The organism is Pseudomonas sp. W5-36 (genome assembly GCF_046540455.1).
GTDB classification, from domain to species: Bacteria; Pseudomonadota; Gammaproteobacteria; order Pseudomonadales; family Pseudomonadaceae; genus Aquipseudomonas; species Aquipseudomonas graminis_B.
Genome location: NZ_JAXCIQ010000023.1, coordinates 1 through 13639, shown reverse-complemented (window position 1 = coordinate 13639; position 13639 = coordinate 1). Strand labels below are relative to the sequence as shown.

Below are 13639 nucleotides of genomic sequence, written 5' to 3'. Positions count from 1 at the left end.
CGAAAGAAAGCGCAAAATGTTGCTTTGAAGAATCAGGAAATCCGATTGAAATCTCCTGACATATTTTCGTCCGAATGAGATTAAGCCAGCGTTACGTTTTATCCAGGCGAAAAAAAGGCGCGGTATCAAGCCGCGCCTTTGCTTTCAGCCGTTACCGATCAGTTTTTGCTGTCGGTCGCCGGTGCTGCCGGAGCCGCTGCCGGAGCCGCCGGAGTGGCCGGTGCTGCCTTGTCACCCGTGGCCTTGGCCGGCGCTTTTTTCGCAGCGTCGGTTTTGGCAGGGGCTTTGTGGATGGCTGCCGGTTTGGCCGGAGCCTTTTTGACGGGCTCCTTCTTCGCCGGTTCTTTCTTGGCCGGGGCCTTTTTCGCAGGCTCCACGACCGCAGGCTTGGACGGTTCAACCACTGGAGCTGGCGGCGGCGTTACCGGGGCAGGCGCTGGAGCCGGGGTCGGAGCAGGCGCTGGGGCTTTCTCGGCCGGTTTCGGCTCAGGCTTGGAACCGCCGAACATGTTCGAGAAGAAGCCGCCAATGCCGCCGCTGCTTTCCTTGGTCGGTTCAGGGGCCTTCGGAGGCGGCGCTTTGACCGGCTCGTACGACTTGCCTTCAGACAGGCCCTGCACCTGAATGGCCGCGCGCTGACCTGAACGCAATGCGCCTTCCAGGGTGCCTGGGTACAAGGTGTCGGTGTGTTCGCCGGCAAAGGCTACGCGCTGCAGTGGTCGTTCCCACAAGCGCCAGTATTTGCTGATCTGGCCCGGGCCGAAGGCCAGGTATGCACCGCCGCTGGACGGGTCAATGCTGGAGCGACGCAGTTCATAACCGGTGAACGCGCCGCGCGCCTGCGGGTAGAACGCCTGCATGCGGATCAGCACTTGATCCACCAGCTGCTTGTCGCCGAACGCCTGCATGATGCGGGCGTTGTCGCCGGCCAGGTTGATCACGACGTTGGCGCCGCCCTTCAGCGCAGGCTCGACCCACAACATGCCGAGGCCGGTGTTGCTATAGATCTCGCCGGACATGCGCGCCTTGCTGTCCCAGACCGGGGTCTTGAACTTGAGCATGATCTGGTCATGCCAGCCGTAGTTGGTGCTCTTTATCGCGCCCAGACGCTGGGCGTCCAGTGCAGGGGTCATCTGGATCTTGCTCAGTGCGCGCAACGGCACGGCCAACACAACATATTCGGCTTCGTAACCCAGCGAACCGACCTTGACGGTCACGCCGTCCTTGTCCTGATTGATGGCCGACACCGGCGAATTGGTCTTGATGACTTTCAGCTGTTTGACGAACTCCTCGGCCAGCACGGCGCTACCACCCGGCAGGCGAGCGGCGCGGCGGTCGCGGTCGTCGACGTTGCGATTGACCCGTGTTTGCTGTGCGAGGTACAGCAGCGACAACCGCGAAGGTTCGTCGTAGCGCGTACGAATCTGCTGATTGATCAGTTGGCGCGCGGTGGTTGGCAGACTCAGACGGTCCAGCCAGTTGGAGACGGTGATCTGGTCCAGCGCAAACAGAGTGCTGTTGGCCGCCGGGTTGTCGGGGTCGGTGATCGATCGGGCCAGGTCATCCACCGCTGCTTCGTAGCGCTTGATGGCTTCGGCGGTCGCCGGCTGTTTGGTCGCCAGGTCGGCGCCAGTGAAGTACTCGCCTTCGATCAGGTAGCTCGGGGTCCGCACAAATTCCGGCGCGGGCACCGCCTTGATCTTGAAGCGATCAATGTACTGATTCAGCACCGGCTGGGCCTTGGCGTTGCCGATCCACTCGCTGCCGGCCAGACCGGAGCGGCCGCCGACGGTGGGTTTGGCTTCCAGCAAGGTGACTTGCCAGCCTTTGCTCTGCAGCTCGTAAGCCGTCGTGAGTCCCGCCAGACCACCGCCGACGACGATCACCGTATGCGGTTTATCCACGGCAAGCGCTGAAGCGCTGACCATCCCAACCATCACCAGCGCACAGGCGCGCAGCCAACCAGAAAGCATTCAGCGAACTCCGGAGAAAAACGGGGGGAATTGTCGGATTTTGTTGTCCGATTTTTCGAAGAGCGCGAAGGATACGCGAGCCGGGAAACGCCCGCCAGCAATGTCCGTCAGGCTCGAAAGCGGCGCTCGCGGCGATTTAAACAACACGCTAAAGGTTGTCCCGCTGGCATCCATTGCATAGGCTTGCGCGATTGTTTGCCCTCGCGCCATGCGAGCCGCTATGTGGAGAAGAGTAATGGGCCTTAACGACCAGTGGATGCAGCGCGACCTGAAGGTCCTTTGGCACCCCTGCACCCAGATGAAAGACCACGAAAAACTGCCGCTGATTCCGATCAAGCGCGGCGAAGGGGTCTGGCTGGAGGACTTCGAAGGCAAGCGCTACCTCGACGCGGTCAGCTCCTGGTGGGTCAACGTATTCGGCCACGCCAACCCGCGCATCAATCAGCGCATCAAGGATCAGGTCGATCAACTGGAGCACGTGATCCTGGCAGGCTTCAGCCATCAGCCGGTCATCGAGCTGTCCGAGCGTCTGGTGGCGATGACGCCCGAAGGCCTGACGCGCTGCTTCTACGCCGACAACGGTTCGTCCTGCATCGAAGTCGCGCTGAAGATGAGCTTTCATTACTGGCTCAATCGCGGCAAGCCGGACAAGAAGCGCTTCGTCACCCTGACCAATAGCTACCACGGCGAAACCATGGCCGCGATGGCGGTCGGTGACGTGCCGCTGTTCACCGAGACCTACAAAGCGCTGCTGATGGACACCATCAAGGTGCCAAGCCCGGACTGCTACCACCGGCCTGAAGGCGTGAGCTGGGAAGAGCACACCCGGACGATGTTCGCGGTGATGGAGCAAACCCTCGCCGAGCATCACGACAGCGTCGCGGCGGTGATCATCGAGCCGCTGATTCAAGGCGCGGGCGGCATGCGCATGTACGACCCGATTTACCTCAAGCTGCTGCGCGAGGCCTGCGACCGGTATGGCGTGCACCTGATTCATGACGAGATCGCCGTGGGCTTCGGCCGCACCGGGACCATGTTTGCCTGCGAGCAGGCCGGCATTCGCCCGGACTTCCTGTGCCTGTCCAAGGCGCTGACCGGCGGCTATCTGCCGCTGGCGGCGTGCATCACCACCGATGATGTGTACGACGCGTTTTACGACGACTACCCGACCTTGCGCGCTTTCCTGCACTCCCACAGCTACACCGGCAACCCGCTGGCGTGCGCGGCGGCGTTGGCGACGCTGGATATTTTCGAGCAGGACAACGTCATCGAAAACAACAAGGCGCTGGCCCAGCGCATGAAGACCGCGACAGTGCATCTGGTCGATCACCCGAACGTCGCTGAAGTGCGGCAGACCGGGATGGCGATTGCCATCGAGATGGTGCAGGACAAGCCCACTAAAACGCCGTATCCGTGGCAGGAGCGGCGCGGGCTCAAGGTGTTCGAGCACGCGCTGACCCGAGGTGCTTTGCTGCGTCCGCTGGGCAGCGTGGTGTACTTCCTGCCGCCCTACGTAATCACACCGGAGCAGATCGACTTCCTGGCCGATGTAGCGACCGAAGGGATCGACATCGCGACGCGCAGCAGCGTGAGTGTGGCGGTGAGAGAGAACTTCCATCCGGATTTTCGTGATCCAGGCTAGCAGGCCGTTACACCCATTCTCCAGGCGCCGCATTCAACACAATCTTTAGAGACACAACCATGAGACTGTCCCGCTTTTTCGTCGATGCCACCCTCAGTGTCGGTGAGCACGAACTGCCAGAGGCCCAGGCCCATTACATCAGCCGCGTGTTGCGCATGTCCGAAGGCGACGCGGTACAGCTGTTCGATGGTTCGGGCCATGAGTTTCGCGCCACGCTGGCGCAAGTCGGCAAAAAGCAGGTGCGGGTGCAGGTGAGCGAACGCTTTGCCGGTCAGCCGGAGTCGCCCTTGCAGATCCATCTTGGCCAGGGCCTCTCCCGGGGTGAGCGGATGGATTGGGCGATTCAGAAAGCCACCGAACTGGGCGTGACGCAGATTACCCCGATCATCAGCGAGCGCTGCGAAGTGCGTCTCAAAGATGAGCGTGCGGAGAAGCGTCAGGCCCATTGGCAGCAGATCGCGATCAGCGCCTGCGAACAGTGCGGGCGCTCGGTGGTGCCGGTGATTCATGGGCCGGTGACTCTGGCCGAGTGGCTCAAGCAGACGGAAGCGGACTTGAAGCTGGTGTTGCACCCGGTCGCGGCGCCGCTGACCAGCCATGAAAAGCCCGGCAGTCTGGCCTTTTTGATTGGTCCTGAAGGTGGGCTGAATGACGCCGAAGTGGCCCAGGCACAGGACGCCGGTTTCCACGCCGCCCGCCTCGGCCCCCGCGTGCTGCGCACCGAAACCGCGCCAGTGGTGGCGCTGAGCATCGCGCAACAGTTGTGGGGTGATTTGTAGGACCGGCTTCAGCCGGGAAGGCGTCAGTCGTCACGCCGCAAGATTGATGGTGCGCACACCGGCCCCTTCCCGGCTGAAGCCAGTCCTACAAGGGTCGCGTACATCCGCCAGTGATTTAGTCCTCACTGCGGCAATTCCGACGCTCGACGCCGTGCTTTCGCAGGCTCCGGCCGGGCGCAGGGCAGAAACTCTCCACGCCCCGGTTCGCCCAACGGGCTGCAGTCCCAGACCCGCTCCCCTCTGGCGAAGGTCATCGCCGGCCATGCCGTCAAGCGCATCCCCTCGTACGGGGTGTAATCGACGTTGTGGTGCAGCATTTCATTGGTCAGTTCGATGTCCAGGTCTTCATCCCAGATCACCAGATCCGCATCCGAGCCAATGGCGATGCTGCCCTTGCGCGGATACAACCCGTACAGCCGCGCCGCATTAGTGGCCGTCAGCGCGACAAACGCCTGCGGGCTGATTCGCCCCTTGCGCACGCCTTCCGACCAGAGCAGCGCCATGCGCGTTTCGACGCCCGGAATGCCATTGGCCACTTCTGAAAACGGCGCCGTCTCGCCGTGGGCACGCTTGCCGTCCGGGCCACCGTAGCGAAACGGCGCGTGATCCGATGAGAACACTCCGAACGAGCCATTCTGCAGGCCGTCCCAGACCACTTGCTGATTGCCAGCGTCTCTCGGCGGCGGGCTGCAGATGCATTTCGCGCCTTCAAAACTGTCATCGCAGCCCAGCGAGTCCGCCGTCAGAAACAGATACTGCGGGCAGGTTTCGCCGTAGACCTTCAAACCGTGGCTCTGCGCCCAGCGAATCTGCTCGATGGCCTCACGTCCGGACACATGCACGATGAGAATCGGCACATCGACCAGCTCGGCCAGCGCGATGGCCCGATGCGTGGCTTCGCGCTCGACCAGCATCGGCCGCGACGTGGCGTGATAGCGCGGCGCACTGAGACCGGCGGCGAGCAGGCGCTCGGTCAACCAGGCGATGCAGTCGCTGTTTTCCGCGTGCAGCATCACCATCGCGCCTTCGGCCCGCGCCACCGACAGGGTTTCCAGAATCTCCCGGTCGTTGAGCTTCAACGCGTCGTAGGTCATGTAGATTTTGAATGAGGTGTAGCCCTCGGCAATCAGCTCGGGCAGCTCGCGGCGCAGCACGTCTTCGGTAGGGTCGGTGACGATGAGGTGAAACGCGTAATCGATCAGCGCGCGACCATCGGCGCGCCGGTGGTAATCCTCCACTGCCGCCCGCAGGGTCTGGCCCTTCTGCTGGCAGGCAAAGGGAATCACCGTTGTAGTCCCGCCACAGGCTGCCGAGCGGGTGCCGCTTTCGAAGTCATCGGCCATGACCGAGCCATCGCCGGTCGGCTGATCCAGATGCACATGGCTGTCGATCCCGCCGGGGGTAACGGTTCGCCCTCGCGCATCGACTTCCTCTGGGGCACCTTCCAGGCCCAGGCCCAGCGCGACGATTCGGCCGTCGCGCACGCCGATGTCGCACAGGAAACCGTCCGCCGCCGTCACCACATTGGCGTTACGGATGATCAAATCAAAAGCCTGCATGTCGTTCACTCCCTCAGGCGCGGGTCAGCCAGGCCTTGGCGATCTCTTCGCGGGTGGTGAACCAGACGCCTTCGCGGGCCTGGGCGTATTCGATGAAATGCTTGATCGCGCGGACACGACCCGGACGCCCGACCATGCGCGGGTGCAGCCCGATGGACATCATTCGCAGGCCGTCGGCGGACTCTTCGTACAGCACATCGAAGCTTTCCTTCATGTACTCAAGGAAATCGGACGCCTGAGACAAGCCCGGGGAGTTCCAGTAGCGGAAGTCGTTGACGTCGCTGGTGTACGGCACCACCAGATGTTGCTTGCCCTCGACGTCGACGAAATACGGCACGTCATCGTTGTAGGCGTCTGAGTCGTAGAGAAAACCGCCCTCTTCCGCCACCAGTCGTCGCGTATGAACGCTGGCGCCGTAGCGGCAATACCAGCCCACCGGACGCTTGCCGCAGGTGCGTTCGAACGACTCGATCGCCAGGCGAATGTGCTCGCGCTCCTCGGCCTCGGTCAGGCGGAAGACCTCCTCCCAGCGATAACCGTGACTGCAGATTTCATGACCCAGCTCGACCGCCGCTTTGGCGACCTCCGGGTTCTGCTCGAAGGCCACCGCACAGGCATGGAAGGTCGCCGGGACGTTGGCCTGTTGCAGGATGTCGAGGATGCGCCAGATGCCGACGCGGGCGCCGTACTCGTACATCGACTCCATCGCCAGATTGCGCACGCCATCGGGAAACTGATAGCTGCCCCACTCGGTCATGCTCTCCTGGTCAGGGTCGCCCATGGCCAGGGAGCGCTCCGAGCCCTCTTCGTAGTTGATGACAAAGTTGACGGCCAGACGCGCGCCGTTGGGCCAGGTACCTTGGGGGCGCTGCCGGCCGTAGCCGACCAGATCTCGAATGGGTGATGCCATAAAAGCCTACTCCTGCAACGTTCGAACAGTCGGCAGACCGCCAAGCCAAGGCTCAGCAGTCGATGGTTTTCAATGCATCATGGTCGGGGCCATCGAGGTTCTGGCCGGTGCGAAAGGCCAGGCCCATGGCCAGGGTCTGCGCAATGCAGAACGCAGCAGTGAGCGAGCGAAAGCCCAGCAGCTCGGCGTCGTTGACCTCGATCATCACCGACGCGGTTTGTCCGATGGGGCTGAGAATGCTGTCAGTGATCGCCACGATGGGCGTCCCCGCGGCGACCGCTTGCTGGCAAGCGTCGATGGTTTCCTGCGCGTACGGCGGAAAACTCACCGCCACCAGCACATCATCGCCGTGCAGCGCACCGACCTGCTCGCGCAAGCTGCCGCCCAGACCGCTGATGTGTACCGCGCGACGACCCACGCGGCTGAGCGCGTAACTCAGGTAGGACGCCATGGGAAACGAGCGACGCATGCCGACCACGAAGGTGGTGCGCGCCTGTTCCAACAGCTCGATGGCGCGCTCGATGGCCTCGACTTGCTCGCCTTCGGCCAGGTGCTCCAGCGAGACGATATTCGCGCGGCTGAATGCCGAGAGCATGGCGCCCACATCGGTGGGGTCATCGAGCAACTGCTCGCCGCGATAGTGCCGAATACGCTCTTTAAAGCTGCCCTGCCCGGCCTGCTGCAACGGCTGCTTGAACAGGCGCTGCAGGTCGCTGAACCCGCCGAAGCCCAGCGCCTGGGCCAGCCGAATGAACGCGGACGACGGGATGCCGGAGATCTTCGCCAGCGCCGCGACCGTGTTCAGCGCCACATCGTGGGGGTGCTCGTTCAGGTAATGCGCGGCATCACGCTGCCGCGCAGTCAGGCGTTCCTGATGTTCGACGATGGCGGCACGCAGCTCGGCCAGGGTTTGGGGTACAGGCATAAAAAGGCTCGATAGAAGTCAGGAGGGACGCAGTTCTGTGATCGCCTGAGCCAGATGCTCCACCAGACGATTCAGCTCATCGACGCTGTTGTAGTGGGCGATCGACACACGAACCACGCCGCCATAAGGGGACAGCCCCAACTGTTCGATCAGGCGGCGTGCATAGAAGTCACCAAAGCGGATGCCCATACGGTGATTGTCCACGCGGCGCACGATGGCTTCCGACTGAATGCCCTCCACCACGAAGCTGATGGTTGGCACGCGATCACCATCGGTCACACGGGATTTTCCGATGATTCGTACACCCGGCGTCTCCCGCAGAAACGCCAGCAGCGTTTCGGCCAACAGGTCTTCCTGGACTTCAAAGGCATCGAACGCCGCCTGCATCAGCTGGCGTTCGCTGCCGCTGGCGCCGAGGCGTTGGCCGATGTCGATCAGGTAATCGCTGATGCCGATGCAGCCGTAGGACAGCTCGTAGTTCAAGTTGCCGGGCTGAAGCTTGTAGGGAATGACCTCCTGACCGATGAAAAAGTGGTTCAGGCTCGGCAGCTCCAGCAACGCCTCACGTTTGCCCCACAGCACGGCGAAGTGCGGGCCGAAGGTCTTGTAGAAACTGAACACGTAATAATCGGCGCCGCTGGCTTGCACATCGACCAGCCGATGGGGCGCGTAGGCCACGGCATCGACGCACACCTTGCCGCCCACTGCATGCACCCGGCGCGCGACTTCGGCGACCGGGTTGACGCTGCCGAGGATGTTCGACGCGTGGGTCATGGCCAGGTAGCGAGTCTTGTCGCTGAGCAGCGCATCCAGATCAGCCAATTCCAGGTCCATGCTCTGGGCGTCGACGGCCCAGACGCGCAAGGTCGCGCCGCGGTCTTCGCACAGCCTTACCCACGGCCCGATGTTGGCTTCGTGGTCGCAGTTGGTGACGATGATTTCGTCGCCGGGATTGATCGACGGGGCGATGGCGCGGCAGAGGATTTGCAGCAAATGGGTGGTCGAGCCGCCCATCACGCACTCTTCCGGGTAGCGCGCGTTGATCAGTTGCGCGACCGATTCCCGCGCCTTCATCACACGTGCGCCAGCATCTACCGACTCACTGTAGGACGCACCCAACTGGACGGCGCTATTAAGCAAGTAATCAGTGATGCGCTCGGCGACCGGCTTGAGCACGGCCGAGCCGCCGGCGTTGTCCAGGTAGGCGTAACCGCTGCCGAGGGCGGGAAACTGGCTGCGTACGTAATCGATGTCCAAGGCATTCAAGGGATGAGCTCCAGAGTCTGATCAGTGATGCAGGATGGCCTGCAAAAACGCGCGGGTTCTCGGCTCTTGCGGGGCCGTGAAGAAATCGTGCGGGTTGTTCTGTTCGATGATTCGGCCGTTCTCCATGAAGATCACCCGGTCGGCGACCTTGCGCGCAAAGCCCATCTCGTGGGTCACGACGACCATGGTCACGCCCGAGCGGGCGAGGTTCTGCATGACGTCCAGCACTTCGCCGACCATCTCCGGGTCGAGCGCCGAAGTGGGCTCGTCGAACAGGATCACCCGTGGCTCCATGGCCATGGTCCGGGCGATGGCCACGCGCTGCTGCTGGCCGCCGGACAGCTGGCTCGGGTATTTCGCCGCGTGGGCGCCCATGCCGACTTTCTCCAGCAGCAGGCGCGCACGTTCATTGGCGTCACGCCGAGACATGCCGCGCACCCGGACCGGCGCCAGCGCCACATTGGCGAGCACGGTGAGGTGCGGGTACAGATTGAAATTCTGAAAAACCATGCCGACTTCGCAACGAATGCCCGCCAGTTTCGGGCCCGTTTCAACACGTTGGCTGCCGACGCGGATGTCGCCCTGCTGGTATTCCTCCAGCAGATTGATGCAGCGAATCAGTGTCGATTTCCCTGAGCCTGATGGCCCGAGAATGACCACCACTTCACCTTGATCGACGGTCAGGTTGATGTCGGTCAGGGCCTGGAACGGCCCGTAGAATTTGGCCACGCCTTCCATTTCGATGACGGTGCTCATGCGCTTTTCCTCCCGGCGCCGTTACGCCGCTCGATCCAGCTCACCAGTTGCACCAGCGGCAGAAGCAGCAACAAGTACATGACCGCCGCGCCCACCAGCGGTGTCGGGTTGGCTGACAGTGCCTGGGCCTGAGTGGCTTGTTTGAGCAGATCGGGCATCGCCACAACGGACGCCAGCGCGGTGTCTTTCATGACGTTGATGCAGTTGCTGGTCATCGGCGGCATGACGATGCGCATGGCCTGGGGCAGGATGATGTCGCGCATGGTGTTGAAAAAGCTCATGCCCTGGGACGCCGAGGCTTCGAACTGACCGCGCGGAATGGCTTCGATGCCGGAGCGGAAAATCTCTGCCGAGTACGCGCAGGACACCAGTGACAGCGCCGCCGTGGCCGCCGCGAACGACGACAGGCGAATGCCCACAAACGGCAGCGCGTAATAGATCAGCACCAACAGCACCAGCAAAGGAATCGAGCGCAGCACGTCGATGTACACCCGCGCCAGAAACCGCACCGGCGCGTACCCGTACAACCGCAGCATCGCCAGCACCAGCCCCCCCACCAGGCCGAGAATGATGCTGACCACGCCAAGCATCACCGTCACGCCCAGGCCGCGGAGCATCAGTGGCAGCGCATCGACGAACACGCTCCAGTTGAAGAACGTTTCTAACAACTCCATTGCGATTCCTTGGTGGCGAGCAGTGACGGGCGGGGCCGTGAGCGGTCAGGGGTTACTTGAGCACATCGACCACTTTGACGGTGCTGGACTCCGGATCAGCGTCGGCACCGAACCACTTCTTGTGCAGGTCGGCGATCACGCCTTCTTTCTTCATCGTGCTGATGATGTCGTTGACCTGACCGGCCGATGCCCAGCCCTTGGCGTGCATCAACGAGTACTTCTCACCGGTAGGAATTTTCGCGACGACTTTGTATTGCGGCTTGTCTTTGATGTAGTACAGGACCGCCGGGATATCGCTGATATAGCCGTCCATGCGGCCAGACGCGAGATCGAGCATCGCAGGCGACAGCCCTTCGTAGCGTGAGACTTCCTTGAATTTGTATTCGGCCTGATGGGCGTTGACCCACATGTCGCCGGTGGAGCCGGTGTCGACGCCGACCACTTTGCCGTCCATGTCTTTCAGGCCGTTGATGCCGGATTTGGCGAGCACGGACAGGGATTGGTCGCTGTCGTAATACGGCTGGGCGAACCCGACGGACTCAAGGCGCTTGGGGGTGATGGTAATCGAGGAAATGGCGATGTCAGCGCGCTTGGACTGAACGGCGCTGAACAGGCCGTTAAACGGGATGTTGACGAATTCCACGGTCTTGCCGGCGCGCTTGGCGACTTCTTTCACCACGTCGACTTCAAAGCCGACGATCTCGCCCTTGGCGTCCTGAAACTCCCACGGCACGTTGCCCACGTTGGCGCCGACGGTCCAGTCAGCGGCCCAGGTGGATGCGGAAAAGGCGGTTGCCACGGCCATGCTCAAGAGTACTTTCACATTCATGTCTTGCTCCCCGATTGATCAGTCAGTTCAAGAAGGCCGCCTTACCACAAGAGGGGGCGTTTCGAGGATCAGACTAGGATGACGAATCAAATAATTCAACAAATAAAATAAATGAATTAAATGCTTCAATCGGGTGCGGTAGTTATCCGCATTGGTGCAGAAGGGAAAGCGCGCAAGGCTGTGGGGTGTACAGAAAATGATCAGTGATTTGAAGGACGCCATGCACCGAAGCAGCGCATGGATCGCCCAACTACGTACGCTGCGTAAGATCCGAATGTGCAGGAGCTGGGTCAGCGATGCCCAGCCTCACAACACGTAACGCATGATCGCGACAAAGTGCAGCAGGCTGCCGGCGATGACGAACAGGTGCCAGACCCCATGGAAGTGTCGGACCTTGGTGTCGAACGCGAAGAAAATGATCCCCACGGTGTAGAACACGCCCCCCAGCGCCAGACAGACGAATCCGGCCATGCCCAGCGCGGCGATCAGCGGCTTGACCGCGACCAGCACAATCCAGCCCATGACTGCGTAAATGACGATGGACATCACGCGGGCGTCGGAGCGGGGCTTGATCTCCTGCAGAATCCCGATGATCGCCAGCGCCCAGACGATGCCGAACAACGTCCAGCCCCACGCCCCGTGCAGCGTCACCAGACAAAACGGCGTGTAGCTGCCGGCGATGAGCAAATAGATGGAAAAGTGATCGACCTTTTGCATGATCACTTTCGCCCGGCCGCGAACGCTGTGATAAACCGTCGACGCGCTGTACAGCATCACCAGGGCCACACCGTAGACCGCCACGCTGATGATCTTCCAGATGTCTCCGGCCATCGTCGCGACAACCAGCATCCAGACAGCACCGATCGTCGCCAGAATCGCGCCCACCAAGTGGGTCCAGGCGTTGAATTTTTCTCCGTAGTACATCCGCACACTACCTCTCTAAGTTGCACGACACGCGTCAAGGGTCCTGCTTCTGAACCGCAATGACAACGAATTGTGTCGTGTTATCGAGAATTTAATGCAGCCAGCCGCCGATCTCTTCGGCACAATCGGGCGCTCTCAAAACAAGAACCCGGCGCGGGCCCACACGATGCAGATCGACGAAGAGCTCACCCTCAAGAAGCTGGAAATTTTCCTGGCGTTCATGCGCACCGGCAATCTGGCTCGCGCGGCGGCCGAGTTGCAGACAAGCACGGTCAGCGTGCATCGGGCGATTCACTCGCTGGAAAGCGCGTTGCGGTGTCCGCTGTTCAAGCACGAGGGTCGCAACCTCACACCGCTCGAAGGCGCATATGTGCTGGAGGAGCGTGCGCAGAAGCTGGTGCAGGACGTGCTCGGCACCATCGAAAAAACGCGGCAGGCGGCCGGGTTTTCGGCGGCGCGGTTCAAGCTGGGGGCGCTGTATTCACTGACGGTCAAAACCGTGCCGCAGCTGATCATGGGCCTGAAGATCCGCCGCAGCGAACTTAACATCGACCTGATTCTGGGCTCGAACATCGACCTTTTCTACAAGCTGAAGAACATGGAAGTGGATGCGATTCTGGTGTCGCTGAACGAATCCGTGAGTGATCCGGATTGCGAGCATTTGCCGCTGTTCTCAGACGATATCTTCCTCGCGGCCCCGGTGGATTCACCCTTCGCCCAGCAAAGCGAAGTGAACCTGGGCGATCTGCGCGAAGCGACGTTCATTACGCTGACCCAGGGCTTTGCCACCCACCGCGACGGCGCCCGGGTGTTTGAACAGGCCGGATTTGAACCGAAGATCGCCATGCAGGTGAATGACATCTTCACGCTGCTGAGCATGGTCAGCTCGGGTGTGGGCTACGCGCTGCTGCCGGGGAGGATTGCGGCCGTGTATGAAAACCGTGTGCGGCTGATCCCATTGCAACAGCGCTATCGCATGCAGCAGCACATCGGACTGGTTTTCCTCAAAGCCCGCGAACGCGACCCGAACCTGCTGGCGTTGCTGGCGGAATGCCGGATGTACTCGAACCGGCTGGCCCAGGCCTGAGCCCGGCTTCAGCTCGATCCAATCTCCACTGTGGGTGTGAGCTTGGTCTGGGCCGCATCGGGGCGAAGAGGCCGGGGAGTTCAGCCACTTTCTCTACAGGCTGAATGCAAGCCTTCGCGAGCAAGCTCGCTCCCACAGAATCTCCGTCAATTTGATATCTCGGGCGAGTCGTAGAACTTGTGGGAGTGAGCTTGCTCACGAAGGGGCCGGGGCGTGCAGCCAATTTCTCTGCAGGCTGAATGCAGCCTTCGCGAGCAAGCTCGCTCCCACAGGATCTCGGTCAATTTGATATCTCGGGCGAGTCGTAGGACTTGT

The 13639-nt window shown here is 61.6% G+C and carries 12 protein-coding genes; 3 read left to right on the top strand and 9 right to left on the bottom strand.

Annotated features, from left to right (window positions below; all coding sequences use genetic code 11):
• Positions 1–158: 158 nt before the first annotated feature.
• The gene (locus SLW74_RS24745) at positions 159–1973 is read right to left on the bottom strand and encodes an FAD-dependent oxidoreductase (protein WP_369319202.1); all 1815 of its coding nucleotides are present in this window, start codon (positions 1971–1973) and stop codon (positions 159–161) included.
• Between the two features lie 235 nt (positions 1974–2208).
• Here SLW74_RS24745 and SLW74_RS24740 point away from each other — a divergent pair, with 235 nt between their 5' ends.
• Both SLW74_RS24740 and SLW74_RS24735 read left to right on the top strand, forming a co-directional pair.
• The gene (locus SLW74_RS24740; RefSeq protein WP_410930408.1) at positions 2209–3615 is read left to right on the top strand and encodes an adenosylmethionine--8-amino-7-oxononanoate transaminase; all 1407 of its coding nucleotides are present in this window, start codon (positions 2209–2211) and stop codon (positions 3613–3615) included.
• Between the two features lie 59 nt (positions 3616–3674).
• The gene (locus tag SLW74_RS24735) at positions 3675–4394 is read left to right on the top strand and encodes a 16S rRNA (uracil(1498)-N(3))-methyltransferase (protein ID WP_065991213.1); all 720 of its coding nucleotides are present in this window, start codon (positions 3675–3677) and stop codon (positions 4392–4394) included.
• 122 nt (positions 4395–4516) lie between these two features.
• On the opposite strand, the gene hydA is transcribed toward SLW74_RS24735, so the two are convergent.
• The 8 genes from hydA to trhA form a co-directional block, all read right to left on the bottom strand.
• Entirely contained in the window at positions 4517–5953 is a 1437-nt protein-coding gene (gene hydA, locus SLW74_RS24730) for a dihydropyrimidinase (RefSeq protein WP_410930407.1), read from the bottom strand.
• A gap of 13 nt (positions 5954–5966) precedes the next feature.
• On the bottom strand, positions 5967–6863 hold the full coding sequence (locus tag SLW74_RS24725) for an allantoinase PuuE (RefSeq protein ID WP_074893508.1): 897 nt from the start codon (positions 6861–6863) through the stop codon (positions 5967–5969).
• Between the two features lie 52 nt (positions 6864–6915).
• Positions 6916–7788 carry a MurR/RpiR family transcriptional regulator gene (locus SLW74_RS24720; RefSeq protein ID WP_065991210.1) on the bottom strand — a complete coding sequence of 291 codons (873 nt, stop codon included), beginning with the start codon at positions 7786–7788 and terminating at the stop codon, positions 6916–6918.
• A gap of 18 nt (positions 7789–7806) precedes the next feature.
• Positions 7807–9054, bottom strand: a complete 1248-nt coding sequence (locus SLW74_RS24715; protein WP_410930406.1) for a cysteine desulfurase-like protein — start codon at positions 9052–9054, stop codon at positions 7807–7809.
• A 21-nt stretch (positions 9055–9075) separates the two neighbouring features.
• The gene (locus tag SLW74_RS24710; protein ID WP_037018914.1) at positions 9076–9810 is read right to left on the bottom strand and encodes an amino acid ABC transporter ATP-binding protein; all 735 of its coding nucleotides are present in this window, start codon (positions 9808–9810) and stop codon (positions 9076–9078) included.
• Positions 9807–10484 carry an amino acid ABC transporter permease gene (locus SLW74_RS24705; RefSeq protein WP_065991207.1) on the bottom strand — a complete coding sequence of 226 codons (678 nt, stop codon included), beginning with the start codon at positions 10482–10484 and terminating at the stop codon, positions 9807–9809. Before SLW74_RS24705 ends, SLW74_RS24710 begins: the two co-directional genes overlap by 4 nt.
• 52 nt (positions 10485–10536) lie before the next feature.
• Complete coding sequence (locus tag SLW74_RS24700; RefSeq protein WP_065991205.1) at positions 10537–11313, bottom strand: transporter substrate-binding domain-containing protein; 777 nt, start codon at positions 11311–11313, stop codon at positions 10537–10539.
• A gap of 306 nt (positions 11314–11619) precedes the next feature.
• On the bottom strand, positions 11620–12237 hold the full coding sequence (gene trhA, locus SLW74_RS24695; protein WP_410930405.1) for a PAQR family membrane homeostasis protein TrhA: 618 nt from the start codon (positions 12235–12237) through the stop codon (positions 11620–11622).
• A 166-nt stretch (positions 12238–12403) separates the two neighbouring features.
• Between trhA and SLW74_RS24690 the strand changes: the two genes are divergently transcribed.
• Complete coding sequence (locus SLW74_RS24690) at positions 12404–13324, top strand: LysR substrate-binding domain-containing protein (protein ID WP_410930434.1); 921 nt, start codon at positions 12404–12406, stop codon at positions 13322–13324.
• Positions 13325–13639: the final 315 nt, after the last annotated feature.